Annotated in this window: 15 protein-coding genes; 9 read left to right on the plus strand and 6 right to left on the minus strand. The window is 63.8% G+C overall.

Features of this window, described 5'->3' with window-relative positions; genetic code table 11:
* Positions 1–122 precede the first annotated feature (122 nt).
* Positions 123–3,083, minus strand: coding sequence for an SUMF1/EgtB/PvdO family nonheme iron enzyme (locus AAGA68_22550; GenBank protein MEM9387851.1), 2,961 nt, complete (start codon positions 3,081–3,083; stop codon positions 123–125).
* A gap of 218 nt (positions 3,084–3,301) precedes the next feature.
* On the opposite strand from AAGA68_22550, the gene AAGA68_22555 reads away from it, so the two are divergent.
* Positions 3,302–3,898, plus strand: a complete 597-nt coding sequence (locus tag AAGA68_22555) for a hypothetical protein (protein MEM9387852.1) — start codon at positions 3,302–3,304, stop codon at positions 3,896–3,898.
* Between the two features lie 126 nt (positions 3,899–4,024).
* Here the strand turns inward: AAGA68_22555 and AAGA68_22560 are convergent, their stop codons facing one another.
* Entirely contained in the window at positions 4,025–4,354 is a 330-nt protein-coding gene (locus AAGA68_22560) for a hypothetical protein (protein MEM9387853.1), read from the minus strand.
* 353 nt (positions 4,355–4,707) lie between these two features.
* Here AAGA68_22560 and AAGA68_22565 point away from each other — a divergent pair, with 353 nt between their 5' ends.
* Positions 4,708–6,027: an IPT/TIG domain-containing protein gene (locus AAGA68_22565; protein ID MEM9387854.1), complete on the plus strand. Its 1,320-nt coding sequence runs from the start codon at positions 4,708–4,710 to the stop codon at positions 6,025–6,027.
* 277 nt (positions 6,028–6,304) lie between these two features.
* On the opposite strand, the gene AAGA68_22570 is transcribed toward AAGA68_22565, so the two are convergent.
* Complete coding sequence (locus AAGA68_22570) at positions 6,305–7,267, minus strand: exopolyphosphatase (protein MEM9387855.1); 963 nt, start codon at positions 7,265–7,267, stop codon at positions 6,305–6,307.
* Positions 7,268–7,422: 155 nt separating this feature from the next.
* On the opposite strand from AAGA68_22570, the gene AAGA68_22575 reads away from it, so the two are divergent.
* Complete coding sequence (locus AAGA68_22575; protein ID MEM9387856.1) at positions 7,423–7,851, plus strand: DUF2141 domain-containing protein; 429 nt, start codon at positions 7,423–7,425, stop codon at positions 7,849–7,851.
* Between the two features lie 25 nt (positions 7,852–7,876).
* Positions 7,877–9,364, plus strand: a complete 1,488-nt coding sequence (locus AAGA68_22580; protein MEM9387857.1) for a carotenoid oxygenase family protein — start codon at positions 7,877–7,879, stop codon at positions 9,362–9,364.
* Positions 9,365–9,506: 142 nt separating this feature from the next.
* Here the strand turns inward: AAGA68_22580 and AAGA68_22585 are convergent, their stop codons facing one another.
* The 3 genes from AAGA68_22585 to AAGA68_22595 form a co-directional block, all read right to left on the minus strand.
* Complete coding sequence (locus AAGA68_22585) at positions 9,507–10,502, minus strand: hypothetical protein (protein MEM9387858.1); 996 nt, start codon at positions 10,500–10,502, stop codon at positions 9,507–9,509.
* A gap of 4 nt (positions 10,503–10,506) precedes the next feature.
* A complete protein-coding gene (locus tag AAGA68_22590; GenBank protein MEM9387859.1) occupies positions 10,507–13,554 on the minus strand; it encodes a hypothetical protein in 3,048 nt (1,015 codons plus the stop codon).
* An 890-nt stretch (positions 13,555–14,444) separates the two neighbouring features.
* Positions 14,445–17,486: an SUMF1/EgtB/PvdO family nonheme iron enzyme gene (locus tag AAGA68_22595; protein MEM9387860.1), complete on the minus strand. Its 3,042-nt coding sequence runs from the start codon at positions 17,484–17,486 to the stop codon at positions 14,445–14,447.
* A gap of 455 nt (positions 17,487–17,941) precedes the next feature.
* On the opposite strand from AAGA68_22595, the gene AAGA68_22600 reads away from it, so the two are divergent.
* From AAGA68_22600 to AAGA68_22620, 5 genes are all read left to right on the plus strand, one after another.
* The gene (locus AAGA68_22600) at positions 17,942–19,090 is read left to right on the plus strand and encodes a Xaa-Pro peptidase family protein (protein ID MEM9387861.1); all 1,149 of its coding nucleotides are present in this window, start codon (positions 17,942–17,944) and stop codon (positions 19,088–19,090) included.
* 299 nt (positions 19,091–19,389) lie between these two features.
* A complete protein-coding gene (locus tag AAGA68_22605) occupies positions 19,390–21,060 on the plus strand; it encodes an alkaline phosphatase D family protein (GenBank protein MEM9387862.1) in 1,671 nt (556 codons plus the stop codon).
* Positions 21,061–21,182: 122 nt separating this feature from the next.
* Positions 21,183–21,698 carry a DUF2306 domain-containing protein gene (locus AAGA68_22610; GenBank protein MEM9387863.1) on the plus strand — a complete coding sequence of 172 codons (516 nt, stop codon included), beginning with the start codon at positions 21,183–21,185 and terminating at the stop codon, positions 21,696–21,698.
* A gap of 120 nt (positions 21,699–21,818) precedes the next feature.
* A complete protein-coding gene (locus AAGA68_22615) occupies positions 21,819–23,939 on the plus strand; it encodes a hypothetical protein (protein MEM9387864.1) in 2,121 nt (706 codons plus the stop codon).
* A 55-nt stretch (positions 23,940–23,994) separates the two neighbouring features.
* Positions 23,995–24,651: a DUF1318 domain-containing protein gene (locus AAGA68_22620; protein MEM9387865.1), complete on the plus strand. Its 657-nt coding sequence runs from the start codon at positions 23,995–23,997 to the stop codon at positions 24,649–24,651.
* The last annotated feature ends 141 nt before the right edge of the window (positions 24,652–24,792 follow it).

Below are 24,792 nucleotides of genomic sequence, written 5' to 3' on the forward strand. Positions count from 1 at the left end.
GATGTGTTGCGGACGGACGCCCATGCAGACGCTGGTGGATGGTCGCGGCTTGTGGGAGAGCAAAGTCAGTTCGCTGAACTGATCTGACAACTGCACGGCCATCGAGGTCGATAACTGTCAGATCAGGTCGCGACTAGCACAATCCAGGAGCCGCCGCGCAACACCCGTGGAGCATCACCGCGAAGCTGCGTCTTCTCCCGGTGCTTACGCTCGTTTAGGCACCATTCCAAAACATTGCCTGACAGATCATCGATCACGTACGGCGAACGCCCCTGCGGATACAGTCCCACCACAGTCGTTTGCCCCATGAACTCCCCACCCGCATCAGCATCCCGATCCTGCAGATTGGCGCGACCGGGCTCGTACTCAGGCCCCCACGGGTACTCCCTGCCATCAGGGCCCCGCGCAGCCTTCTCCCACTCCCATTCCGTCGGCAAACGCACCTCAATGTCGAGTGCATCGCTCAGCCAACGGCAGTACGCCACCGCCTCGTACCAGGAGACCGTCTCTCGCGGTCGGTTCGCCTCGTGCCATCTGGCCGCTGCGGGCGAGTGCTCGCGCTTGGCGAGCCCATCCCACCACCGTTCGTCACCATAACCGTGCGCGTCGATAAACGCCTGAAACTGCGCGTTCGTCACCGGGTAGCGCGCCATCCAGAACGTCTCCAGCTCTCGCGGCTTTCGATCCTTGCCATACAGGAAGCAACCGCCAGGCACCTCCACCCACTCGATGTCAGGCCGCCCGCGCGCATCCACCCCAGTGCCCGCCCGCGGGTCCCCCTGCCGCCCCAAGTACAGGGCCAGCACCTGGCGATCCCTTACCTCTGCAGCGTCTTCAATCGCGTTCAGCGCGACGCGCTCCAAGCGCTCTCGCAACCCACCCAGCGACAACTTCTTGTTGAGCAACAGCTCGGCACACTGCGCCGCAAATGCAGCGAGCGACGGGTTGGCAGCCACCTCCTCACGCCGCAGCCCCTGCACCAGTTGATCGAGTAGCCGATACCCCCGCTGGGGATCTCCCCGCGTCACCCCAGTGAACAGAAACATCAACGTGGGACGCCACGCCTTCTCGCCACCGCGCTCGCGCATCACGTGCAGCAGCTGCTGATCTGAGTGCTGGGTGCGCAGCAGGTGATCCGCGCACAGAAACTCCTGGAAGCTCAAGTGGAAAAACTGCAGGCGGTCGTTACCCGCCGGCAGCAACAGACCCGATCGCGACAGCAACTCCTCGCGCCGCTGCGCGCGCTCAGCGAATGCCCCCTCCATGCCGCCTTCAACGTTCTCATTCAGCTTGGCGAAGGCGGCAAGATGCTCGTCGGCCTCGTCATTCCCTACGCGTGCGGAGGGGGTTACGCGTTGGTTCGATGCACCCACATGCATCCCGTGCGCGATGGCGGACAAGCGCAGTCGTGCTAGGTTGCGGGCAGCACCGTCCTCCTGGTAGCGGCCGTAGAGCACACTCGTGACCAGTCCTTCGTAAAGCTCGAACAGGTCATCCGGCAGGCGTTGCCCCTGGGCAAACAAAATGCAAAGCGCGGTGAGCAGCAGGGGGCTCTCGGTGAGCTCCTTCAGATCACCTTTGCTCGCGAGATGGCGGATCAGCCCCCGCGTGTTCTCCTGCGCCTTGCCCGCATCCGTGGCCGCATACCACCGCTGGATGAACAAATCCTGTAGGGGCGTGGGCAATCCCGCCAGGGTGACGGAGGGGATACCTAGCTTCGAAGTGTCTGCAACGCTGAGGCCGTAAGGGCGGCTCGTCACCAGCACGCGATTGCCAGCGACCTGCCACGCTGGCAGCGCGTCGGCCAGGCCGCTCAGCAGACAGGCCCGTGGATGGGCCGTGCCTCCTCCAACGTCCTGCACCGTGGGCACTTCGTCCACGCCGTCCAGCACCAGCAGAAGCTTCCCGGCCCCTAGCGCTTTGCTGAAGGTGCTGCCGCACAGATCGCCGGGGTGAGAGCGGTCAAGGATTGCGGCTAGGGCCTGCTCTAACTCGGCCCGTCGCCACTTGAGCTTGCTGGGCTGACAGTCGGGGCGGAAGTCGCGCAGTTCGACCAACACGGGTAGCCGACCCGCGAGCGTGGCGGGCAGCTGCTCAGCGTAGTCCTCAGGCGCGGGGATGCTGTGAGACGGTACGGTGCCGTTAGCCACCATCCAAGCAACCCAGCGGCCGAAGGTCGACTTGCCCGCGCCCGGCGCTCCCGAGAGGAACAGGGAGTGCTCGCCCAAGCATTCCATCAGCAGTACAGGCCCTTCCGGTTCGCCTCCGTCCGCCCCGTCAGGCGACCCGCGGCGCGCAAGCTCGGCGTTGGACGCTTCCATCGATGCGGGACCGGCTTCGCGCGGATGCCGATCCGTGACGGCGGGTACGTAGACCTGGCGCAAGCGGCCAGCGTGCGCGCCCTGGGCGTCTAGGCCGAGTAGCTCTGCCGTGCCGTACTCGCGCTTGACCCAATCGAGATAAGCCTTGGGGACCACGTTGTGGGAAGCGTCCGCCGGGAGATCTAGGCCTTCGCGCTCGCGCCACGCGCGGACGGCCGCTTCCACCGTGGACTCCAGCTCCTCCACGTGAGTGAAGTACTTGACGATGCCACTGCCCTCGCCTCGTAGCCACTCCTTGAAGGCCTTCAAGCGCTGCGTCGCCCGATTGACCCGCGTAAACAACTCCGGGGTGGCGGTGCCCTGATTCATCGCCTCGTTGAGTTCGTGACGGTCATGCTTCTCGGGTGGCCAGTCCGCCTCCTCGTCCAACACCATCGCCAGGATCTCGATGTTCTGGGCCTTCGCCGCCTCACATTCCAGCCACACCATGCTCTTGCGTGCCTCGGCGGCGCCGGCCTGCTGCTCCGGCTCCCAGCCGTAGCGGTGCGCCACGATCACCACCAGCACGTCACACTTGCGCACCTCGTCTAGGCAGATCTCGTAGGAGGTTTTCTTGCCCTGGGCCGGCCACAAGCTCGTCTTGGAGGGGTGGGCCTGGGCGGCGAGCACGCCGTTGGACGCGGCCCGGCGGAAGTCCTCCAGGTCTTCATGGGTGGCGGAGACGAATACGCTTGGGCGTTGGGTGTCTGGCTTATCGCTCATGGGTGGCTCGGGAATCAAGACGGCTGATGGCCATGCTACCGATTGCGCCTACCCACGTCATTCGCTCTCCCTTAGACGATTGATGGCCTGTGCGCGCCGGGAGCTGCCACCGTCACTCCCAGGCGTGGCGACCTGCGCTATCGGCGGCACCCTACAGACGATAGACTCAGGCCTGGACGCGGGAGATACCTCTCCAAGAAAACCATCAGGTAACAATAATGAAAAGACTCATTGCAGCCGCTGTACTCTTGCCCTTGTCGGGCTCGCTCCACGCAGCCTCGGTGCAGATCACCTTCGACCCACCCACCCTGCCCGGCGGATCACGAGTGGAATCCACGTTCACCCAAAGCGGCATGACGTTTACCGGCAGGTTCGCCAGCACCGACAGCGGGGTCGGCTCGTTCCCTGACAACGGCAGCGGCTATCTGCAGGTCGCCGTCTTCGGCAGCCTGTCGTTCGCCATGAGCGACTCCAGCCTATTCAATGTATTGAGTGTGGACCTGGCGGAGTACAGCACGGTCTTCGAGTCACCGACGACCATCTCCTTCACCGGTTTCAAACCCGATGGATCGACGGTCACGACGAGTTTCCTCACCGACGGCATCATCGACGGCAGCGGTCCGCTCGTCGACTTTGAGACCTTCGCGTTCGGCAGTGACTTTCGCGGCCTCACCTCCGTACAGGCCAACAACGTGACGTTCTCGATGGATAACCTGCTGGTGGCGCCGATACCCCTACCCGCCGCTTTCTGGTTGTTCGCGACGGCACTGGTCAGCGTCGGGGCTGGACGGGTGGGTACTGTTCAGCGCAGATGAGGTGACTCGCTCCTGGGTCGTGTGCGCGACGGGCCGTCGCAGGCGACGCGCACGGTGCTTGCACACGCTCCCCCGATGCACCAGTGCGCTGCGCCAACTCACGCGAGTGGGTCCAGTCCTCCTCGACTATCCACTCGCAGAACTGCTCATGGCGTGGCTGACGCAGTGTTCGCGCCCAGTAGCGTCGACCACCATCAGCGCCCAAACCTGAAGGGCGAGCGATGAACTGGTGCCCACCGTGGCGCGGGCCGCGTCGCGATCGCCGTCGGCGAGACGCGCGTCCAACAGGGCCGCGCGTACCTGGGCGCACTCGGCGAGTTCGAGGGGTTCCCGGTAACGACCGGCGGCGGCCCGTGGATCGGACAACGCCATGGCTAGGTCGCCCGCAATGGACTGCAGCCAGGCGGTGGTAGCAACGGAGATACCCAGCGGTCCGCCCTCAAGTAGGCGGGACACCTTCGGGTAGGCCCGGTCTGCTTGATCACGTAAGCAGTCGCGGTGGATCTCCAGGGCGATGGAGGTGACGTTGTTGCGATCGAGAGTATTGCGTGCCGGGTCCTGCGTGACGCCGCCGGGAAGCAGTGGACCGTCGCGCTAGCACCCTTCAGCGACGAGCTCCGCTCGCAGACTCTCCCTGCTCGGCTCCGCTAGAGCCGGTGCGAATTACGCGTTGCTCTTGGCACAACAGTAGTAGATCCAGGCAATTTGCAAGCTACCCAGCGCCTAGCCGTAGCGCGCACCCATGTTTCGCATGAGTTCCCCTCCGCCATTACGCGATCGGCGGAGGCCTAACCCAAGGAGGACGGGCCATGTTCAAGCATCTAGTCGGCGTACTCGCCATTGCAGGGACTATTCTCACCCCCGTAAGCGCCCAGCTAATTCCGACACTCATCGAGAACGATGTCGCGCTTCGCGGCCGAGACAGCGGCCAAAGTAACCTGACGATTCTGGACGTGTGGAACGATACGCAGACGGGCCAGATAGTGATCCGCGGAGAACGCTTTGACAACGGCGCCTTCCCAGCGGTGACCCTCGGGGGCGAGGCTCTCGCTATCGAATCCGTCAGCAGCACCGAGATCATCGCCTCTGCGCCAGGCATTGCCGCCGGTACTTACCTGCTGACCGTCAACACAGTGGATCAGCCTGACGCGCCTACCCAGATCGTGGGCACGAACGACATTCTCCAGTTTGACAGCTTTGAACTCACGGTCGGAGCGGTGGGTCCGATGGGTCCGCCCGGTCCCCAAGGGGAAGATGGACCTCGAGGCGAGATGGGCGCTCAAGGCGATCCCGGACCGCAAGGCGAACCCGGACCGCAAGGCGAACCCGGACCTCAGGGTGAACCCGGACCTCAAGGTGATCCTGGCCCTCAGGGTGATCCTGGCCCTCAGGGCGATACTGGCCCTCAGGGCGAACCAGGGCCGCAAGGCGAGACCGGCGCCCAAGGCGTCGCAGGACCTCCGGGCCAACCGGGTCCGCAGGGCGAGACGGGGCCGGAAGGACCTCAGGGCATCCAGGGAATACAAGGCGTCCCAGGCCTACCTGGCCCTACGGGACCTGAGGGGCCACCGGGACAACCTGGCGACGTTGAGTCTGCGGCCAACGCCAGAGGGGTTGCCTGCGCAGCCGGGGGCTGCATCGCGTGGAACGATTACTGCTACCTCGGCGTCTGCCAAGACCTCAACGTGAGCGGCGGCTCACCATCGTCCAATGCAGCCTGTGGAACAGCGGGTTGCATCGTGGTGGGCAACGGCGACGCCGATTACTGTTTCGAGGGGTCATGCATCGACGCCAGCCCCAACGGCTCCTCGGTATCCTCCAGCATCGCCTGCAGCGCCGCCGGCTGCCTGGTGGTGGGGACGGGTGACGCCGACTACTGCTACAACGGCGTCTGCCAAGACCTCCAGGCAAACGGCACTACGCCTGACTCGAACGTGGCGTGCGGTGACGCGGGTTGCATGGTGGTGGGCAACGGGGACGCTGACTACTGCTACAACGGGTCTTGCCAAGACGTAAATCCCAACGGCTCAACGCCTAGCTCCCCCTTACGTTGCGGTTCAGGCGGGTGCTTTCTCCTAACGGATTCTGATGCAGAATACTGTTTCCGTGGGACGTGCCAAGACCTGTAGGCCTTGGCATGCCACCTCGGGCGACGCTGTGCAGCAAATCAGCACCTGAAGATCCTCACCCCACATGCCCTCTACGAGACCGCGTGGACCAGGATCGGCTTCCCGATCGGCGTCGTTTGGGCGACTTCGTTCCGGTTCCGAACGCTGAGCTCAGTAAACTGCTGGTGTGGAGCTTCCTGGCAGGATTTTCGGAGAAGCGCTCGCTGCTCGCCGAGCTTGAGGAGTCTGGCCGGACAGTGAACTGTCACTGCCGGCCGTATCTGCGATACTCGACGACTCAGACCGCGATGCTGCGGCGACGCTCCGGATCGGCCGCAAGCACTTTCTCGATGAGCTCTCGCTTTACCGTCTCGGCGTCTTCGTTCGCCACCTGGCAGGTGCCCGCGTTCGCATGCCCTCCGCCACCGTAGGAGAGCATTAGCTCGCCCACATGCACCTTGGAGCTTCGATCCAGGATCGACTTACCCATGGCGAACACCGTGTTCTGCTGGCGGAAGCCCCACATGTGATGAATCGAGAGATTGCACTGGGGGAACATGGCATAGATCATGAAGCGGTTGCCCGCATGAATGATCTCTTGGTCCTTTAGATTAAGGATGATCAGCTCATCGTGCACTTCGCTGCAGGCCCTGACTTGGGCCTCGAAGAGCTCCTTCTGCTCGTGATAAAGCTCCACCCGCTCTACCACATCGGGCAGCTGCATGATCTCCTCGATGGTGTGGCTCTTGCAGTAGTCGATGAGCTCCATCATTAGGTTGTAGTTGGAGATTCTGAAGTCCCGGAAGCGGCCGAGGCCGGTTCTGGGATCCATCAGAAAGTTCAGCATGACCCAGTCGGTGGGGTTCAGGATCTCCTCTCGGCTGAACTGCGCCGCATCGGCCTTGTCCACCGCGCTCATCATGTCGTCCCAGGCCCTGGGGAAGCGATCAGCGCCGCCGAAGTAGTTGTACACAACCCGCGCCGCGGAGGGCGTGTCGACTTCGATGATGTGGTTCTCACGCGCCTCGTTTCGAAGGCCTTCGCTAGCGTGGTGGTCGAAGGCTAGGCCAACCCCCTCGACATAAGGCAGGTTAGTGGTGATGTCGCGGTCGGTGATCTCAATCGCACCGTCCTGCATGTCTTTTGGATGTACAAACGTAATGTCGTCAATCAGATCTAGCTCTTTGAGCAACACCGCACAGACTAGGCCGTCAAAATCGCTACGCGTTACCAGTCTGTACTGGCCTTTCAGTTCAATCACGCTAAGTGCCTCACTTTTCCCGGTCTATTTGTCGTTATCGGCACGAACAGGAAAAGGTTTACGGCCGCCACCACATCATGACTTCCGGCACATGTTCACCGCGCAGCACTTGGATACCTTGGCATCACACCCACTCACACCCAAGGAGCCGACCGATGCGTCACGCCACCACCTGCCCGCCCTTGCTTGCCCTCAGCGCGCTCGTGAGCGCCAGCGTCCACGCTGCCTCGTTGGACGTGCAGGTAACGTCTATCGACGAACCTAAGGGCTACATCATGCTGGCCATATTCGATTCGGCCGAGGCATTCGACAACGGCGGGCAGCCCATGCGGGCGGTGCGCGTGGCCGTGGAGGGCAGCGAACTGCGTACGGCGTTCGATGACGTGCCCGCCGGCACCTACGCAGTCAGGCTCTACCATGACGCCAACGGCAACGGTGAGCTGGACACCAACATGATGGGTCTACCCAAGGAGGGGTACGGCTTTAGCAACAACGGCGGCCGCTTCGGCCCACCGGCCTTCAACGCCGCCGCCTTCGAGGTAACCGAAGACGGGACCAACAGCATCACCATCAAGCTGCGTTAGCGCGCGGGTTAGGGAGTCGATCCACATGCACCGACGTACCTTCATTCAGGGCGGGCTCGCCTTGGCGAGCACCCCCCTGCTCGCCCGCGGCGGCGAGATCTCGAGCGCAGGGCCCGCACACTGGTCCCTCGGCTGGCGAGGCGTGACGCAAGATGCGTTCGAGCCCAGGGCGCTGTCGGTCACGGGGCGTCTGCCGCCTGCCCTGCAGGGGGGTGCGCTATACCGCAACGGACCGGCGCGGCTCGAGCGTGCCGGCGTGCGCTACCGTCACTGGTTCGACGGCGACGGCATGCTCCAGCGCTTTCGCTTCGGCGCCGAGTCGATCGTGCACGACGGTCGCTTCGTTCAGACGGCGAAGTACCGCGAAGAACAGGCCGCCGATCGCTTCCTCTACAACGCCGCCGGCACGGCGCTGGCGCAGGCCACCGGCGGGCGCAACAACGACTCCGGCAACGTCGCCAACACGGCCCTGCTGCCGTGGAACGATGAGCTGCTCGCCCTTTGGGAGGGCGGCTCCGCCTACCGACTGGACCCGAACACGCTCGACACGCTCGGCCGCAAGGACTGGCGCGACGATCTCCAGCACATGCCCTTCTCCGCGCACCCCCTGCGCGAGCACGACGGCACCCTGTGGAACTTCGGCAGCGCGCCCTATGCAGGCCGTTCGGGCACGATATTCGTATACCGAATCGACACCGACGGCACCGTGCTCGAGGCACAGGGCATCCCCACGCAGGTGCCGGGCTACCTCCACAGCTTCGCCATGAGCGAGCGGCACCTAATCTTCTATATCGGTGCGCATCTGTTCGAGCACGGCGCCGACACCTTCGTCGACAGTTTCCATTGGACCGCGGACGTAGGCAGCCGAGTGCTGATCGTCGACAAGAACGATCTATCGAGGCAGCGGTGGTTCGAGGCGCCGCCAGGGTTCACCTTCCACTGCGCCGACGCCTGGGACGAGGGGGAAGATGTGCTGATGCGCCTGTGCCTCTACGAGGACGCCAGCGTCATGCACAGCGGCATGTTCGCCCTGCTCGATCGCTCGCAGCACGCGACCCCCGCTTACCCCGAGTTTGCCCGCGCAACGTTGGCGACCATGCGCGCCTCGCAGCGCGACGGCCAGCTACGGGTCGAGTCCACCGGCGAGCTCATGGAGTTCCCGGTGACCGACGCACGGGCCGCAGGGGGCACCTCACCGGTGTTCGGCGTGGGGCACGGCGATGCGTCCAATGCCACGTTCTCCAACGCGGTGGTTCGGGTGATGCCGCAGTCCGGTGAGGTCGAACGGTTCGTATTCGGCGATCAGTACATCGTGGAGGAGCCCCTGTTTGTGCCGTCGGGCGGCGTTGGGGAGGGGTGGTTGGTAGGCACCTTCCTCGATCTCGCAAAGCGTCGGTCGGGCGCGTACGTGCTGGATGCGGGGCGGCTGACTGAAGGCCCCGTGGCGCTTGCCCATATGGACCGGGTGTTGCCGCTGGGCTTCCACGGGTGCTTCGTGTCGCGCGCCGTGTGAGGGCCATGTAACACCAACGGCCACGAGCACTACGTGACTACACAGCGGACGCTTGTCTTTGCCGAAGGCGCCCTTGCGATCTCTGATGCCACAGCCTCGCTCTTCTTCAAGCTAGATCTCGGGTGACATCCGAATCAGTTCACTACAGTACCCCAGCAACGTAGCCGTAGTAGGCTCGGGAAAGATCTTCGTTGGAGAAGACTCGCTCCTCTATCGCGCCCCAAGTGCCATAGCGCAGCCGCGTTGACGATTCGTTCTCCTTTTTCACCTCAAGAAGGTTGATCCAGTGGTTAGGCAATAGGTCGCCAAACTTGCCCACATCGGCGCCCATGATGCTTCCCTCGATCAGGCAGCACACATCCCTCTCGCTACCTGCTTCGCAGGCCAGAAGGTGCTCGACCCCCTTGGTTTGAATGGCGTTCGTATCGTTGATCACTGTGGTGTAGAGCCCCCACTCCTTCATCCAGTGCTCAATCTCCGATGGGGTGGTGATGCCCGATGCTTCCACCACAGGTCTCCAGAGCACGATCGCATCACGCGTCTCCACGCCTCGGTATCCGAACAGGTTGAAATGGTCCCTAATGGCGGACAAGCACATCCAGTCCACTTGATTGTTGCGCCTCTTGCCGCGGTGAGTCTCTATCCCCCAGTTCGCATCGTATTTTCGCTCAACAAGACTCCGACTGGCCTTGACGCGATTTCGGCCGATCATGGCGGCGTGTGTTTCGAACAAACTGATCGCATAACGCGAGAACTGATCCACCTCCCGCCTAATAAAGAAGAACAAGAAGGCAGCGGGCCCACATAAGTTGTGTGCTCCCTGTTGGATCAGGTCCTTTTCCTGATCGCTACTCGTGATGAGCTCCAGGATGCTCGTTTCGAACTCTGCGATGGAGAAGTCCCAGCCACCCGTGAGTTTCTTCTCCTTGTCTTGAAACTTAGCCACGAAGTTCGCCACCAACACCTTCGCTTTCGCCTTCTTGTCGGCGAATGCCTCCGGATCCAAAAGGGGCACCGGACCGGCCTTGAGATTAGTGTTGGGCTTAAGCACAGAGGGAAACTCGAGGGCACGGTGACCTTTACCTACAAGCGCTTGATCGACATCAAGGGGTTCCCTCTTTTTCTTCAGCAACGACATGCCCCTAGGCCTCTCCCGCCTTGCCGAGGCTAGGATGCTCACCCGCTAGCGTCATGTTGATCGTATCCACACCGTCGGGCAGCACCACGCGCCCCGCCTCGATCGCCTTGGCTTGGGCCTCGATCTTCTTGCTGTGCGCCTGTTGATTCTCAATCTCGGCGTCACGCGCTTGATCGATATAGTCTTCCGTGGCCTTCTCGGAACTCACTTCCGTTTCAACTGTGTAAGCTCCGCTGTTCGTAAACCACGACTGCCGATCGAACACATTTCCAGAAGCAATACCCAAAATCCTCTCCTCCTCATCGAGCTCGAGGAATTGGACAGTATCTTCCGACCCGTCTGAGTACAGCACCTTCCTTTCCTTATGACGCTCCTTGATGTAGCGCTCCACCGAGGTGATCACGGCGCTACGCTGCTCCTCGATTATCTCCGGGAACAACTGCTCCAACTGGTCGAGCCCATACACCTCGATTTGACTGACGTCTAGTCCAGGGATCAACTCATCGCTGTATTCAACAACGACCTTTAGGCCTCTCAAGGACATGCTCATGTGGTACTTCTGCATGACTTGGAAGAACTTGTAGTTCACCGATCTCCCCTGGTTGATGTTAGAGAACTCTCTGGTCTCCTCGCGACTGTATGCACTAGTGCTAGTGTGGCTGAAGTTGGCGCGGAAATTGACTTCCTTATCGCGTGAGTAGCTTGATGCGACCTTCTCAAGCGACTGACTGACCTTCTTCTTCACTTCCTTGGTGCGATCCGAACTCTCCCCCGAAGCGCCCGCGCTACCGCCGGCCTTCCAAACACCGAAGTTGGCGCCACCGCTCGCCTTCGCATTCCATCGTTTGGTGGATTTCCTTTCCTTCTCCTGTTCGAAGGAATCGGTAAGCCGGTCCTCTAGCTCTTTGCTCTTGGAGTTCGAGACTTTCTCATTCTCCGATTGTTCGCGTGACTGAATGATCTCCTCGGATCGCTCAACGCCGAGCTTGATGACGCGCTTTTCGCCTGGAAAGAGACTCTCGACATGCGATAGCTTGCCCATCCAGTGCCCCGCTTCTCGACCCACCGTTACCGAATAGTTTTCTTGCAGGTAGATCCTAGGCTCATCCAGACTTCCTCGCCCTAAGGAAGGTGTGTGTACCGCATAGTACCCCTCTAGGCGCGACTCACTCGACGTCATCGGAATCATCTTTGGAATCAGGAACAGCACACTATTCAGCTCTGCCAGTGAGCTGTCATCCAGTTCGTTCAGGATTGAATCAAGAGTGCGCCCCTCTTCACTAATGTACTGATCGTCGACTATTGAGAAGGTAAAAATTTTCTTGTGGCCGTTTGTAACTCCTGCAATCTCTTTGGTATTGGCATCGACGACCACCCCAGGGAGGTGTTTCTCGGCGAATACCTTCGCTTGGTCGAGACTTGAGAAGCTGGCCACAGAAACGGCTTGGTTCAGGTAGTTCTCCAAGGGCTGGTGATCCACCGCAACTACCTCGGGTACCGATTTCGAGCGCCGCTCCACCACGTACCAACTACGCGTAAACGGTACCCTTCTGTGCCTTGGTGTTAGTTGGGTAAAGCACCTCGTTTTCGTTTTGTACGTGAAGCCAAGAAACTTCTTTCGAGTTCTCTTGCACTTACGGATCGGCACCATATCCACCTTCGTCCGAAAGCGGCGCTCTCTCTTCTTCACGCGAACGTCGTAAATGACGGTCTTCTTGCGGGTCAGCTGGTACGTTCCATCAAGACTGAACGCCTGTTCGTTGGGCTGCGCATCCACTTTCAGTTCATACCCTTCTTTCTGAACCTCCTGCGAGAGCTTTTCGAAGTCCGTCTTGGCGCGATTCCAATGGGCGATCGCTCGGCGCAACTCCTCCTCTGCGCTATTGAGTGCCTCGAGCTCATTCTCGCTGGTGTCGTTGAACTTCTTCAGCGCCTTCTTGTGCCGAGTGCTTGCGATTCTCATCTCTGTCGACAGCGTGGTGGCGTCTTGCTGCCAGTACAGAGGCTTCAAGTCTACAAAATCGATATAGGGCAACGGAGGCTCGTTGCCCTCGCCGAGAAATGGAATCTTCCCGTAGGAAAGGGGACGCTTCCTGTCCGCAAAGAACTTGTCGATGACGTCATAGAAGTACCCGTAGTCCGATCGCCGATAGGACCCTAAGGAGCGCATGTTGTTGGTCAGCGCCTCCCAAAACTCTTTCCCGCTCGTCACCATGGCTCTTCGACGTGAAAACTGATCCTTCAGGTGATCACTGAGGATTTCATCCAAGTCTTCGATGGACAAGGACACGTAGTAGGCGTTCTCGTCCGGATAGGTCGCGTACTTCAGCATTCCGCGCCAGTACTCCGGCTCCAGCTCGATCTCCAAGTCCGCACTCATCATGATGCTCTTGTCGGGGAACGACAGGATGTCTCTTCGACTCCAATTCGCAACCAATAAGCTATCGAAAGCGCTTGCGATGTCTTCCGCGTTCATCAGCTCTTCCATCTTCTCGTTCACGGGCCAAGTGCCAGAAGAGAAGATATGAGGCAGCAAGGCTGCTAGCGCGACCTTGTCAAAGAGAAGATCGACCACATCCCGATCCACCGTTGCGATCCGCTCACTCTCGATGCTCATCAGAAAGTACAGTAGCTTCAGCGGATGGAGCTTAAGCGTATCTCCCTCCTCAAGAGGCGTTGGGTTCTCTGGGCTATCGACTTCTTCTTCGATCACTCGCATGATCGGGTCCATCGCCACGTCGTAGTTAGGTATGTTCCCCTCTCCACCGACCACACTGTTGTTCTGTGAGTACTCCGTGCGAGACGCGAGCTCCTCTGCGCTGCGGTTCGGCGCGTCCTCCAAGCCCAAGCACTCTCTGAAGTCAGCTTTCGCTCCCTTGTGCATAGCATCCCAGGTGAGCGGCAGAAAACAGCGCAGATCAATGGCGATGCAAGGCATCTTCCGCAGTGAGGGCGCTTCGTCGCCAAGATCGATTTCTGACGATACGTCAATATAGGCGGTCCGACGATTGGCGACCTCTTCCATCTTGATCCGCGCAATGCTCTCGCTCATTTTTCTTCCTTTCGGTGAAAAGACCTGACGTCGCGACGATGGGGAACCGTAGGCTCGGCCCGTGGCGCTAGCGCCAACTCCGCACCGATAGCTCGCATTCGCCTGCCGCGAATAGCGCGTCGCCCTGTTTGGAGCACTAGGCCCGCGCGAGATCATACATACGAGCACGTGCCAGTACGACAATGCACCTACGACCCTCTCGTGAGCCGCTCCAACAGGTGGACCGCTCTTTGCAGCCTGCCGCCCACGCGGGCTGCCGATCGGCAGCCTCACCTCGCAGTTCTGATCCAACAGCTATTTTGCACGGCCTGGGTGCATTCGTAACGCCAAGCTTTCGCTGCCCAGCCTACCTGCGCTACGTAGACGATTTCGCGCTGTCCTCCAACAACCCACAGGAACTGTGGGCGTGGAAGCGGGCGATCATCGACTTCCTCACGAGCCTGGGACTGACTGTGCACGAGGCGCGCGCTGAGGTGACGCCCGTGACCGAGGGAATCCCCTGGCTAGGGGTCGTGGGGTTCCCGACCCATCGGCGGGTACAGGGGCGCAAGGTGCGGCAGGCTAAGCGACGGCTCGGGGAGCGCTACGAGGCGTGGCTATCCGGCAAGATCCGCTTCGGCGAGTTCGACGCAAGTGTGCAGGGCTGGGTGAACCACGTGCGGTATGCGGACAGCTGGCGCTTGCGAGCAAAGGTGCTTGGAGAGTTCGACCTCAGGGCAGGAGGCGGACGCAAGCCACCCCGAGCGCCGCCGCGATCCTTGCCTGGCAGCGTCCGCCCAGCGATCGCGCCGACGTGGGTAGCAGCACGGTTTTGCGCGAAGAGCGGCCGCCTTCGCGGCCGCGGCAACAGGGGGCAGGGGATCAGTGGTCAGTGGGCAGAGACACAGCGCTCAGCGGGCGATGGGGGAAACACAACACAAACGAAAACCCACATAGTAGCGGCGGAAGCGCGGACCGAACCCGCCCCGACCCGAGGCACGCGCATCGTCTGGACCGCCGAGCCAGGAGCCGCCGCGCAACACCCGAGGATCATCGCCCCCAATTTGCGTCCGTTCCGGCTGCTTGTACTCGTTCATACACCACTCACGGACGTTACCTGAAAGATCCTCGATCCCGTAAGGCGAACGCCCCCGTCGGTACAGGCCGACCACAGTCGTTTGCCGCATGAATTCCCCATCCCTGCCGCCGTCAAGAACGTTGGCTCGGCCGTTCTCGTACTCCGCTCCCCAGGGGTACTCGCGACCGTCCGTGCCGCGCGCTGCCCTCTCCCATTCCCACTCCGTCGGTAGGCGAACCTCAAATCCAAGCGCCTCGCTTAGCCATCGGCAGTACGCCACCGCGTCATACCACGACACCCTTTCTCGAGGTCGGTTGGACTCGCCCCATGCACCGGCTCGGGGTGACGCTTCTCGCTTGGCGAGCCCGTCCCACCAGCGATCCTCTTCGTACCCCCGCGCGTCGATGAACGCTTGGAACTGCGCGTTTGTCACCGGGTAACGCGCGAGCCAAAACGTCTCCAGCTCTCGCGGCTCTCGCTTATCGCCGTACAGATAGGACCCGCTAGGCACTTCCACCCACCCAATGTCGGGCAGCCCGCGCGCATCCAGTCCGGTGCCCGCCCGAGGGTCTCTCTGGCGCCCCAAGGACAAGGCAAGCACATGCCGATCTCGGATCTCCACAGCATCATCGATCGCGTCCAGTGCAACCCGCTCCAGCCGCTCCCACAGCGCCCCCAGTGCCATCTGCTTCTTCAGCAACACCTCAGCACACTGCGCCGCGAAGGCAGCAAGCGACGGGTTGGCCGCCACCTCTTCGCGCTGCAGCCCTACAACCACCGCATCGAGCAGCTGATACCCCCACTGCGGGTCTCGGCGCGTGACGCCAGTAAACAAGAACATCAGCGTAGGCCGCCAGGCCTTTTCGCTACCACGCTCGCGCATCACGCGCAGCAGCCGATCGTCCGTTCGCTGCGTACGCAATAAGTAGTCCGCGGTAAGAAACTCCTGAAAGCTCAGGTGGAAAAACTGCAGCCGATCGTCGCCCGCCGGCAGCAACAGCCCCGAGCGCGACAGCAGCTGCTCACGCCGCTGCGCCGGCTGTGCGAGAGCAGCCTCCAGGCCACCTTCCACGTTCTCATTCAACCTGGCGAAGGCGGCGAGATGCTCGTCTGCCTCGTCATGCCCAACCCGCGCGGAGGGGGTGGCGCGGCCGCCCGAGGTGCCCACGTGCATGCCGTGGGCGATCGCCGACAAGCGCAGGCGCACCAGATTGCGTGCAGCGCCGTCCTCCCGGTAGCGGCCGTACAGCACGCTCGAGACCAGGCCGTCGTAGAGCTCGAACAGATCGTCAGGCAGGCGCTGACCCTGGGCAAACCGTATGCAGAGCGCCGTCAGCAGCAGCGGGCTCTCGGTGAGCTCCTCAAGGTGCGCCTTACCGGCGAGGTGGTCGATCAGCCCTTGCGTATTCTCCTGCGCCTTACCCGCATCCGTGGCCGCGTACCAGCGCTGAATGAACAGCGTCTGCAGGGGCCGTGGCATGCCCACCAGCGTCACGGAGGGGATTCCGAGCTTGAGCCGCTCCGCGTCGTTGAGGCCGTAGGGGCGGCTCGTCACCAGCACGCGGTTGCCGGCCTCTTCCCATGCGGGCAGCGCATCGGCGAGCCCGGTGAGCAGACAGGTGCGGGGATGCGCTTTGCGCGCCCCCACGTCCTGCACCGTCGGCACTTCGTCCACGCCATCAAGCACCAGCATGAGCTTGCCAGCCTCCAACGCCTTCAGGAAGCTGCTCCCGCAGAGCTCGCCCGGATGAGCGCGGTCCATGGCCGCCCCCAGCGCCTGCTCCAACTGGCGCCGTCGCCACTTGTGTACGCCCACCTGGGCATCGGGCTCAAAATCGCGCAGCTCCACCAGCACGGGCAACCTGCCGGCGAGCGCGACTGGGAGCTGCTCGGCGTAGTCCTCTGGCGCGGCGATACCGTGCGGGGGCACGGCGCCATTGGCCACCGTCCACGCCACCCAGCGCCCGAAGGTGGACTTGCCCGCACCAGGGGCACCCGAGAGGAACAGTGAACCCTCGCCTAAGCACTCCATCAGTAGCACAGGGCCTTCCTGTTCGCCGTCTGCGCTGGCGCGCGAACGACGGCGTTTGGCGTCGGCGTTGGATGCCTCCGCTGCCTCGCCGCCGCCTTCGCCCGGGCGCCGATCGGTCACGGCGGGCACGTACACCTGGCGCAGACGGCCGGCGTGCGCGTCCTGCGCTTCCAGGCCGAGCAGCTCCACGGTGCCGTACTCGCGCTTCACCCACTCGAGGTAAGCCCTTGGAACCGTGCCTTGCGACACGTGGGGCGGATCTTCGATGCCCTCGCGGTCCCGCCATGCGCGCACGGCGGCTTCCACCTTGGCCTCCAATTCCTCTAGGTGAGCGAAGTACTTGACGATCCCACCGCCCTCTCCGCGCAGCCAATCCTTGAAAGCCTGCAAGCGCTGCGTTGCGCGGTTGACGCGCGTAAACAGCGCCTGGGACGCCGTGCCCTGCTGCATCGCCTGGTTGAGTTCGTGAATGTCCTTCTTCGCGGCTGGCCAATCCGCCTTCTCATCCAGCACCATCGGCAGAATCTCGATGCCCGCGTCCCTAGCTGCCTCGCACTCCAGCCACACCATGCTCTTGCGTTCATCTGCGAGGCCGGGCTGCTGCTCCGGCTCCCAGCCGTAGCGGTGCGCCACGATCACGACCATCACCTTGCACTTGCGCACCTCGTCCAAGCAGATCTCGTAGGAGGTCTTCTTGCCCTGGGCTTCCCAGTAGCGCGTCATCGAGGGGTGGGCGTGGGCGGCGATCACGCCGTTGGCCGCGGCTTGACGGAAGTCCTCCAAGTCTTCGTGGGTCGCAGAAACGAATACGCGTGGGAGGTCGTTGTGTTGATGTTCGCCCATCGTCAGCTCAAGTCACGCTATAGCTGCTAGCTATGCTACTGACTGATGCGGTCGCCGTCATGCCCCTGTACCACCTGCTCGGTCTGCGCGCTTCGGATCGAGGACACCGCGCGCTTGCCGCGTCGAGCAGGCATCGGCTTACCCGCTTGGCTAGCCGAGACCGCCAGCCTACAGCCAGCGATGACGATCACGTACCCTTCGAGGTGCTGAGGGCTTACGCTAGTGTCGTGTCCCGTAATTTCGTTGAAGAAGTCGCACGGGGCGTTTTGTTCCTAGGCGCGGCGCGAGGACGAGGGTGGCAGGCCCCACGGGAGGAGGAGCAACGTGCCTAGGGGCAAAAAGTACCCGCGAATTCTTCAACGAACTTACGGGACAGGACGCTGGGGTCACCACCAATAGCCGCGGCGCAAGCCAGTGCTTACATCGCACCATGAAGATCACCAAGCGGGCTGCTGATGACTGCGACCACAACCCCCAAGATCAACAACGAGGAGCGGGCGCGACGGCTCGACGCGCTGCGCGAGCGCATGGCCAAGCAGGCCGTCGATGCCGTGGTGCTCACGCCCGGTACCAACCTGCGCTACATCAGCGGCCTCGCCTGGGGCGCCTCGGAGCGCCTGGTCTGCGCGATCATTCGCCACGATCGCCTGCTGTTCGTCGCGCCCCGCTTCGAGGCCTCCTCCCTGAATGCCTCCGTCCCGATGCCCTTCGACGATGCCGTGTACTGGGATGAGCACGAAGACCCCCACGGCCTCGTCGCCCGGCTACTCACCGACCTCGGGGTGACCTCCTGCGGGCTCGACCCAAACTGTGCGTACGGCCACGCCGATGCGCTCTTCGCTGCCGCCAACGGGGTCGCCTGGTCATCGGCATATCCGCAAATCGCGCCGCTGCGCGCCTGCAAATCAGCCGCGGAGCTGGCGCTGATGCGAGCGGCGAAGCAGCTAACGCTCGAGGTGCACCGCACGATCTTCGAGCAGCTTGCCCCCGGCGCCCGGCCGAGCGAGGTGCGGGCGGAGATCGATCGCCTGCACCGGGCCGGCGGCGCGGACAGCGGCAGCTCCTTCTGTGCGGTCCAGTTCGGCGCCGCCACGTCCCATCCCCACGGCATCCCCGGTGATCCGCCGCTGCAGCCGGGCGAGCTGGTGCTGATCGACACAGGCTGCACCCTTGACGGCTACAACTCAGACATCACCCGCACCTATGCACTCGATAAGGTGGACGAGCGCATCGAACGCGTGTGGGATTTGGAGAAGAAGGCGCAGGCGGCTGCCTTTGCCACGGCAGGGCCGGGCGTGCCCTGCGAGACCCTGGACGCTGTCGCCCGCAACGTACTCACGGAGCATGGCCTGGGACCGGACTATACGCTGCCCGGCCTGCCCCACCGCCTCGGCCACGGCATCGGCCTCGATGTCCACGAAGGGCCGTACCTCGTGCGCGGCGATCGGACGCCGCTGGCACCCGGCATGTGCTTCTCCAACGAGCCGATGATCGTGTTTCCCGACGCCTTTGGCGTGCGCCTGGAAGACCACTTTTACATCACGGACACCGGCGCTGCCTGGTTCACTGAACCGCAGCACAGCCTCTACCAACCCTTCCCCTGAACCGACCATTCCGCCAAGGCATATCGAGCGATCACTGCTGATCGCTCAAGAACCACCGCGCGCCGCCCTCCCGGCATCAGGCGCCGGTTGACGCTGTCGCCGCCGCGGTGAGGCGAGCGAGCGGGCTGGCTGGTAACACACGTTTCACTCGAAGACTCCGCGCACATCTAGGCCCGCCTTAACGAATCCTTCACAGACCCGTTATCCGCTAGTAACACGCAGGCTGTTTCATGTGCGCCGCTAGACTGAGACCTCTGCACTCGAGCTCACCGTGCGACGGAGAATAGGCGCCACCCCCCATGGCCCCCACGCAGGACGCTAGGCGCCCACCGCGCCCCGCCCGCCCCGATTCTCAAGCCCGCACCCCAGTCTCCTCCGCTCGACGCACCATCGTCCGCAGCCTAGGCGGGGCGCTGACCTGCGCGTTGGTGCTCCCAAGCCTGCCCGGCTCCGGCTGGTCGGCGCAGTCGATCCGCCAAGCGGGCTTGTTCACCCTGGGCGTCGCCTCGGGCGATCCTCACGCCAACGGCTTCACCCTCTGGACTCGCCTCGCGCCCAACCCTCTCGACGGCGGCGGCATGGGCGATGCGCCCGTAGAGGTGCTGTGGGAGGTCGCCAGCGACCCAGACATGGTGGATGTGATCGTCGCTGGCCTGGCCACCGCGCACCCAAGCGCTGGCCACGCGATCAACGTGCCCATCGTTGGCCTCGCCGCCGACCGCTGGTACTTCTACCGCTTCAGCGCCCTCGGCGAGCAAAGCCGCATCGGGCGCACCCGCACCTTCCCCGCGCCGGGCACCCCGGTGGAGCACCTACGCTTCGCCCTGGCCTCGTGCCAGCACTACCAAGATGGCTACTTCGCCGCTTACCGCGACATCGTGGCGCGCGACGACCTCGACTTCGTGCTCCACGTGGGTGATTACATCTACGAGAGCGCGGCAAACCCGCGCGTTCCCCTCGCGCGCCGACACCTCGGCGGCGAACTCCACAGCCTGCAAGACTACCGCGATCGCTACGCGCTCTATCGCCTCGACCCCCACCTGCAGGACGCCCACGCGGCTTACCCCTTCATCGTGACCTGGGACGATCACGAGGTGGACAACAACTACGCGGGCCTGGTGCCGGAAGCCGCCGCCGATGGGCCGAGCTTCGCCCGACGACGTCGCAACGCGTACCGCGCCTACCGCGAGTCCATGCCGCTCTCGCCGCGAGTTCGCCTGGCGCAGGACGGCAGCATGGCGATCTTCCGCCGCCTGCAGTACGGCAACCTCGCCACCCTGCACTTGGTGGACACGCGCCAGTACCGATCCGACCAACCCTGCGATGACCGCTTCCCCGCCCTCGCTCCGCTGTGCAGCGACGCCATGAACGCCACCGCCGCAACGCTGACGGGCACACCCCAGGAGCGCTGGCTGCACACGGGCCTACGCGACAGCACCAGCACGTGGAACGTGATCGCCCAGCAAGTCATGCTCATGCAGTGGGACGTCGCGCTGACCAAGGCCTTCGGCGGCGCGTACAACGCAGATGCCTGGGACGGCTACCCTGCCGCACGACAGCGCCTACTGAATTTCATCGCTGCGGCAAGACCGAACAACCCCATCGTGCTGAGCGGCGATATCCACTCCGCATGGGCCGCCGACCTCAAACACGATTTCAGTGACGCAAACTCGCAGATCCTAGGCGCCGAGTTCGTCTGCACCGCCATCACCTCGCGCTTTCCGGACGCACTCTCGCCCCTCCTCGGCCTCACGGTGAGCGCGGGCAACCCGCACATCCGCTACTTCGAAGGCAGGCACCGCGGCTACTGCGTGTGCGATGTGGACGACACGCGCTGGCGCACGGACTTCCAGGCGGTCGAGCGCAGCGCCGACCCCGTCCTCACCGTGGCCAACCCAGACCTTCCCGTTCGAACGATCGCCTCCTGGGCCATCCGCGCCGGCGAGGCGGGCCTCACCAGCAGCACCTAGGCGCCGACGGCGGGGGGACGCATGTGTCACCCCCCGGCCATGACAAGCGTCACTACCGGCGCCCGCGCCCCCAGCGCTCCAATGGATCCATCGCTCAGCCACAATTGAGGAGGCACCCTGCGATGACCCTGATCGACTGGTTCTGGGCCGACCACTGGATTGGCCGCGCGCACGTGAGCCTGGCGGTGATCGCCCTGATCGCGGGGCCCGCCATCTTCCTCAGCCGCAAGGGAACAGCCACCCACCGCGCCATGGGCATCGTCTACCTGCTGGCCATGCTGGTGGTGAACGCCTCGGCGCTCAGCACCTACGAGATGTCCGGCAAGCCCAACCTCTTCCACGGCTTCGCACTCATGTCCCTGGGCGCCATCGTGCCGGGGTTCATCGCCGTGATGCGCGGGAACATCACCTCGCACTACTACTTCATGAGCTGGTCCTACTTCGGCCTGATGGCGGCGTTCCTCAGCCAGATCGCCACGCAGACGGGCCTATTCCCCCGTCTAGGCGCTGCCTTCGGTGGCGTGAGCATCTTCGTCGTGGTCCTGGTCGCCTCCTCCCTCGGCTCCTTGGCCGTCTCGGTGCTGATCAATCGCCAGGCGACGCGCCTGCTGCCGCGCTACGCGCCGGCGGAGAGCTGAGACACCCCAACCGGCCGATCGCCGCGGATCAGTCGCCCGCATCGAGGGAGTGGGCTAGGCTGATGCCATGGTGGCGGTTCAACAGCACGCCGGGCATCGCACGCCACGCCGGCGCAGCGAATGAGGCACTGGCAGAGACTGGCGATCGGCCTGATGATGCTGCTCGGTGCTGGCCAAGGCGCAAGCGCGCCGGATGACGAGCTTGCCCTTGTGGTCACACTGGGCGATCTACAGGGCCCGGGCTGGCTCGCGCAGGGAGTGACGCTGGTGCTCGAGTCACCGCAGGCCGGGCGCGCCGCCGGGCGCGTGGAGATCGAGCGCATCGCCTTGCCCCCGCCCGTCGGCACCTTGCGCCGCCTCGTCGCGCGTTGCGCGAGGCTGGACTACAGCTTGGTGCAGATCCAGTGCCGCGAGGCTCAGATCGATCCCGGGCAAGACGGTGCCGGCCTTCGATCCCTGCGCGGCGACATCGCCTACCGCATCCCCAGCAAAGCGCTCAGCTTTCGCATCACCGCGGAGCATCGCGCGCTCGGCGCGGCGCGCATCGAGGGCACCCTGACGGGCAGTGAGTGGTCCGTACGCGTCGACGCCGAGGCCCTGCCGCTGGGTGAGGCACATTCCCTACTGGTGGCGCCGAACGCGGCCGAAGACGCCTTTTCCTTGGCAGGTGAGATGGACATCCGCGTCGACGCCAAAGGGGTCGGCAGCACCTTTACCGCCCGCTTTCGCGGCACGGCGCGCCAACTCGCCGCAGGCAACGCCCAAGGCACGATCGCAAGCGACGGCCTGACGGCTAGCTTCGAAGGCGAAACCAGCTCCTCCACCCCCACGCCAGACGCCGTCGACTTCACCCTGCAGCTGGCCGCACCCAGCGGCGAAGCGTACGTCGAACCGATCTACGTCAATCTCGCGGATCACCCTGGCACGCTTGCGGCCACCGGTCGCATCAGCCCGCACAACGCCGAACTCACTGACCTATCTTTTTCATTGGCTGACATCATCGAGGGCGGCAACGCCGGCCGCGTCACCCTCGCCCACGACGATGCCCTCGGCCGCTGGCGCATCCTCGACTTGCCGGTCACCTTCACACCGATGCGCCTACCCGGCGCCTACGCGGTGCTGCTGCAGCCCTACCTCGCCGGCACGGACCTCGATGACCTCGACACCACGGGCGCGATCCGAGGCAGCGCACGCATCGTGAACGATCAATTGCGCGAGGCCCACGTGATCCTGGAGGACCTCTACGCGGAGGATCGCGACGGGCGCCTCGCCATCTACGGCTTGGACGGCGAAATCGACCGCCTAGGCGACGGCCGCCTGCAGCCGCGCTGGCTGGCCTTCGACGGCGGCTTCGTCTACGGCATTCCCTTCGGCCCCCAGCGCGCGGACTTCGACGAGCGCGAAGGCGGCCCGGGCTGGCGCCTCGCGGTGCCGATCGACGTGCCCGTTCTCGACGGCCAGCTGCACCTGGAGCGCTTGCAGCTGACGCCACCGCCCACCCCCTCGAGCGCACCGCCGACGATCGAGCTCGACGCCAGCCTCACCGCCATCGGCATGCGCGCCCTCTCCCACGCCCTCGAATGGCCCCCGCTGGCCGGCACCCTGTCCGGACGCATCCCAAGCGTGACCTACGAGAACGGCGACATCGCCATCGCCGGCACCCTGGAGGCCGAGGTGTTCAGCGGTCTCATCGCCATCGACGGCCTGCGCGTGCGCGAGCCCTTCGGCAACCGCGCCATCGCCCGCGCCAACATCGAGTGGCGCCAGCTCGACCTCGAGGAGCTGAGCAGCACCTTTTCCTTCGGCCGCATGAACGGGCGCGTCGACGGCTATCTCACGGATATGGTGCTGCTCAACTGGTCGCCCCTGCGCTTCGACGGCGCGCTCTTCACGAGCCCCGGCGATCGCAGCCGCCATCGCATCAGCCAGCGCGCCGTGGACAACATCGCAAGCCTGGGCGGGGCCAGCGCCGCCCTATCGTCCACCTTCCTGCGCTTCTTCGAGGACTTCGCCTACGACGAGCTGCGCCTGGGCTGCCGCCTACAGGACGGCGTCTGCCTGATGTCGGGCCTGGAAGCCGTCACGGACGATACGGGCCTGCCTGGCTACCTCATCCTGCGCGGCCGCGGACTGCCGCGGCTAAAGGTGGTGGGCCATGCGGAGCACGTCGACTGGCCCCGCTTCCTCGCCCAGCTGCGCAGCATCACGGAGCCGGATGGCGAGATCAGCTTCGATCGCTAAGGCGTAGAATGCCCGCATAGCCCGCTCGCCTCGCGAGCCTGCCAGGAGGATTGCCATGCTCTCTCGTTCCCGCGCTGCCACGCTGACCCTAGGCGCCCTGCTCAGCGCCTTTGTCGTCGCCTGCGTCACCATCAACGTGTACTTCCCCGAGGCCGCCGCCGAGCGTGCGGCCGATCGCATCATCGAGGAGGTGTGGGGGCCCGAGGCCGACACCGGCAACGACCAGACCCAGAGGGTGCCCGACCGGACCGAACAGCCGCGCCTTGCCGCCTGGCGCGAGCACGGCACCTTGGTGGTACAGCGCGCGGCGGTCAGTCTCCTCGAGCTGCTCGTACCCGCCGCCAACGCCCAAGTCTCCCAGGCGGATCTCGACATCAACACGCCGGAGGTGCGCGCCCTGACCGACGCCATGAACAAACGCTTCCGCGACCTAAAGCCGCTCTTCGATGCGGGCGCCATCGGCCTTACCAGCGATGCCCTGATCGACATCCGCGATCGCAACGCGGTGCCCCTGAGCAAACGCAGCAAACTCTCCCAATTGGTGACGGCGGAGAACGGCGATCGCAACCGCCTGTACGCAGCCATCGCCAAGGCCAACGGCCATCCGGAGTGGGAGGACGGCATTCGCAGCACCTTCGCCGAACGCTGGGTGGCGCGGGCGAGCGGGGGCTGGTACTACCGCGCGACGAATGGGAACTGGAAGGCGAAGTAGCCCGCCTCCTCACCCGAATCTGGCGGTGGGGGCGATAGGATAATGTCGATCAGTCCCCCCGGGGCGGGTCAAAACTGTGAGTCAGGCCGGTCCCTTCACCGCCAGGCCTTGGCATCGTGCACGGGTACGTCTAACGATCGC

The organism is Pseudomonadota bacterium, from assembly GCA_039193195.1.
Taxonomy (GTDB): Bacteria; Pseudomonadota; Gammaproteobacteria; order Steroidobacterales; family JBCBZW01; genus JBCBZW01.

Coding starts and splice junctions, on each gene's coding strand:
- AAGA68_22550 (MEM9387851.1), bottom strand. CDS start 3,083: ATGAGCGATAAGCCAGACACCCAACGCCCAAGCGTATTCGTCTCCGCC.
- AAGA68_22555 (MEM9387852.1), top strand. CDS start 3,302: ATGAAAAGACTCATTGCAGCCGCTGTACTCTTGCCCTTGTCGGGCTCG.
- AAGA68_22565 (MEM9387854.1), top strand. CDS start 4,708: ATGTTCAAGCATCTAGTCGGCGTACTCGCCATTGCAGGGACTATTCTC.
- AAGA68_22575 (MEM9387856.1), top strand. CDS start 7,423: ATGCGTCACGCCACCACCTGCCCGCCCTTGCTTGCCCTCAGCGCGCTC.
- AAGA68_22580 (MEM9387857.1), top strand. CDS start 7,877: ATGCACCGACGTACCTTCATTCAGGGCGGGCTCGCCTTGGCGAGCACC.
- AAGA68_22585 (MEM9387858.1), bottom strand. CDS start 10,502: ATGTCGTTGCTGAAGAAAAAGAGGGAACCCCTTGATGTCGATCAAGCG.
- AAGA68_22590 (MEM9387859.1), bottom strand. CDS start 13,554: ATGAGCGAGAGCATTGCGCGGATCAAGATGGAAGAGGTCGCCAATCGT.
- AAGA68_22595 (MEM9387860.1), bottom strand. CDS start 17,486: ATGGGCGAACATCAACACAACGACCTCCCACGCGTATTCGTTTCTGCG.
- AAGA68_22600 (MEM9387861.1), top strand. CDS start 17,942: ATGACTGCGACCACAACCCCCAAGATCAACAACGAGGAGCGGGCGCGA.
- AAGA68_22605 (MEM9387862.1), top strand. CDS start 19,390: ATGGCCCCCACGCAGGACGCTAGGCGCCCACCGCGCCCCGCCCGCCCC.
- AAGA68_22610 (MEM9387863.1), top strand. CDS start 21,183: ATGACCCTGATCGACTGGTTCTGGGCCGACCACTGGATTGGCCGCGCG.
- AAGA68_22615 (MEM9387864.1), top strand. CDS start 21,819: ATGAGGCACTGGCAGAGACTGGCGATCGGCCTGATGATGCTGCTCGGT.
- AAGA68_22620 (MEM9387865.1), top strand. CDS start 23,995: ATGCTCTCTCGTTCCCGCGCTGCCACGCTGACCCTAGGCGCCCTGCTC.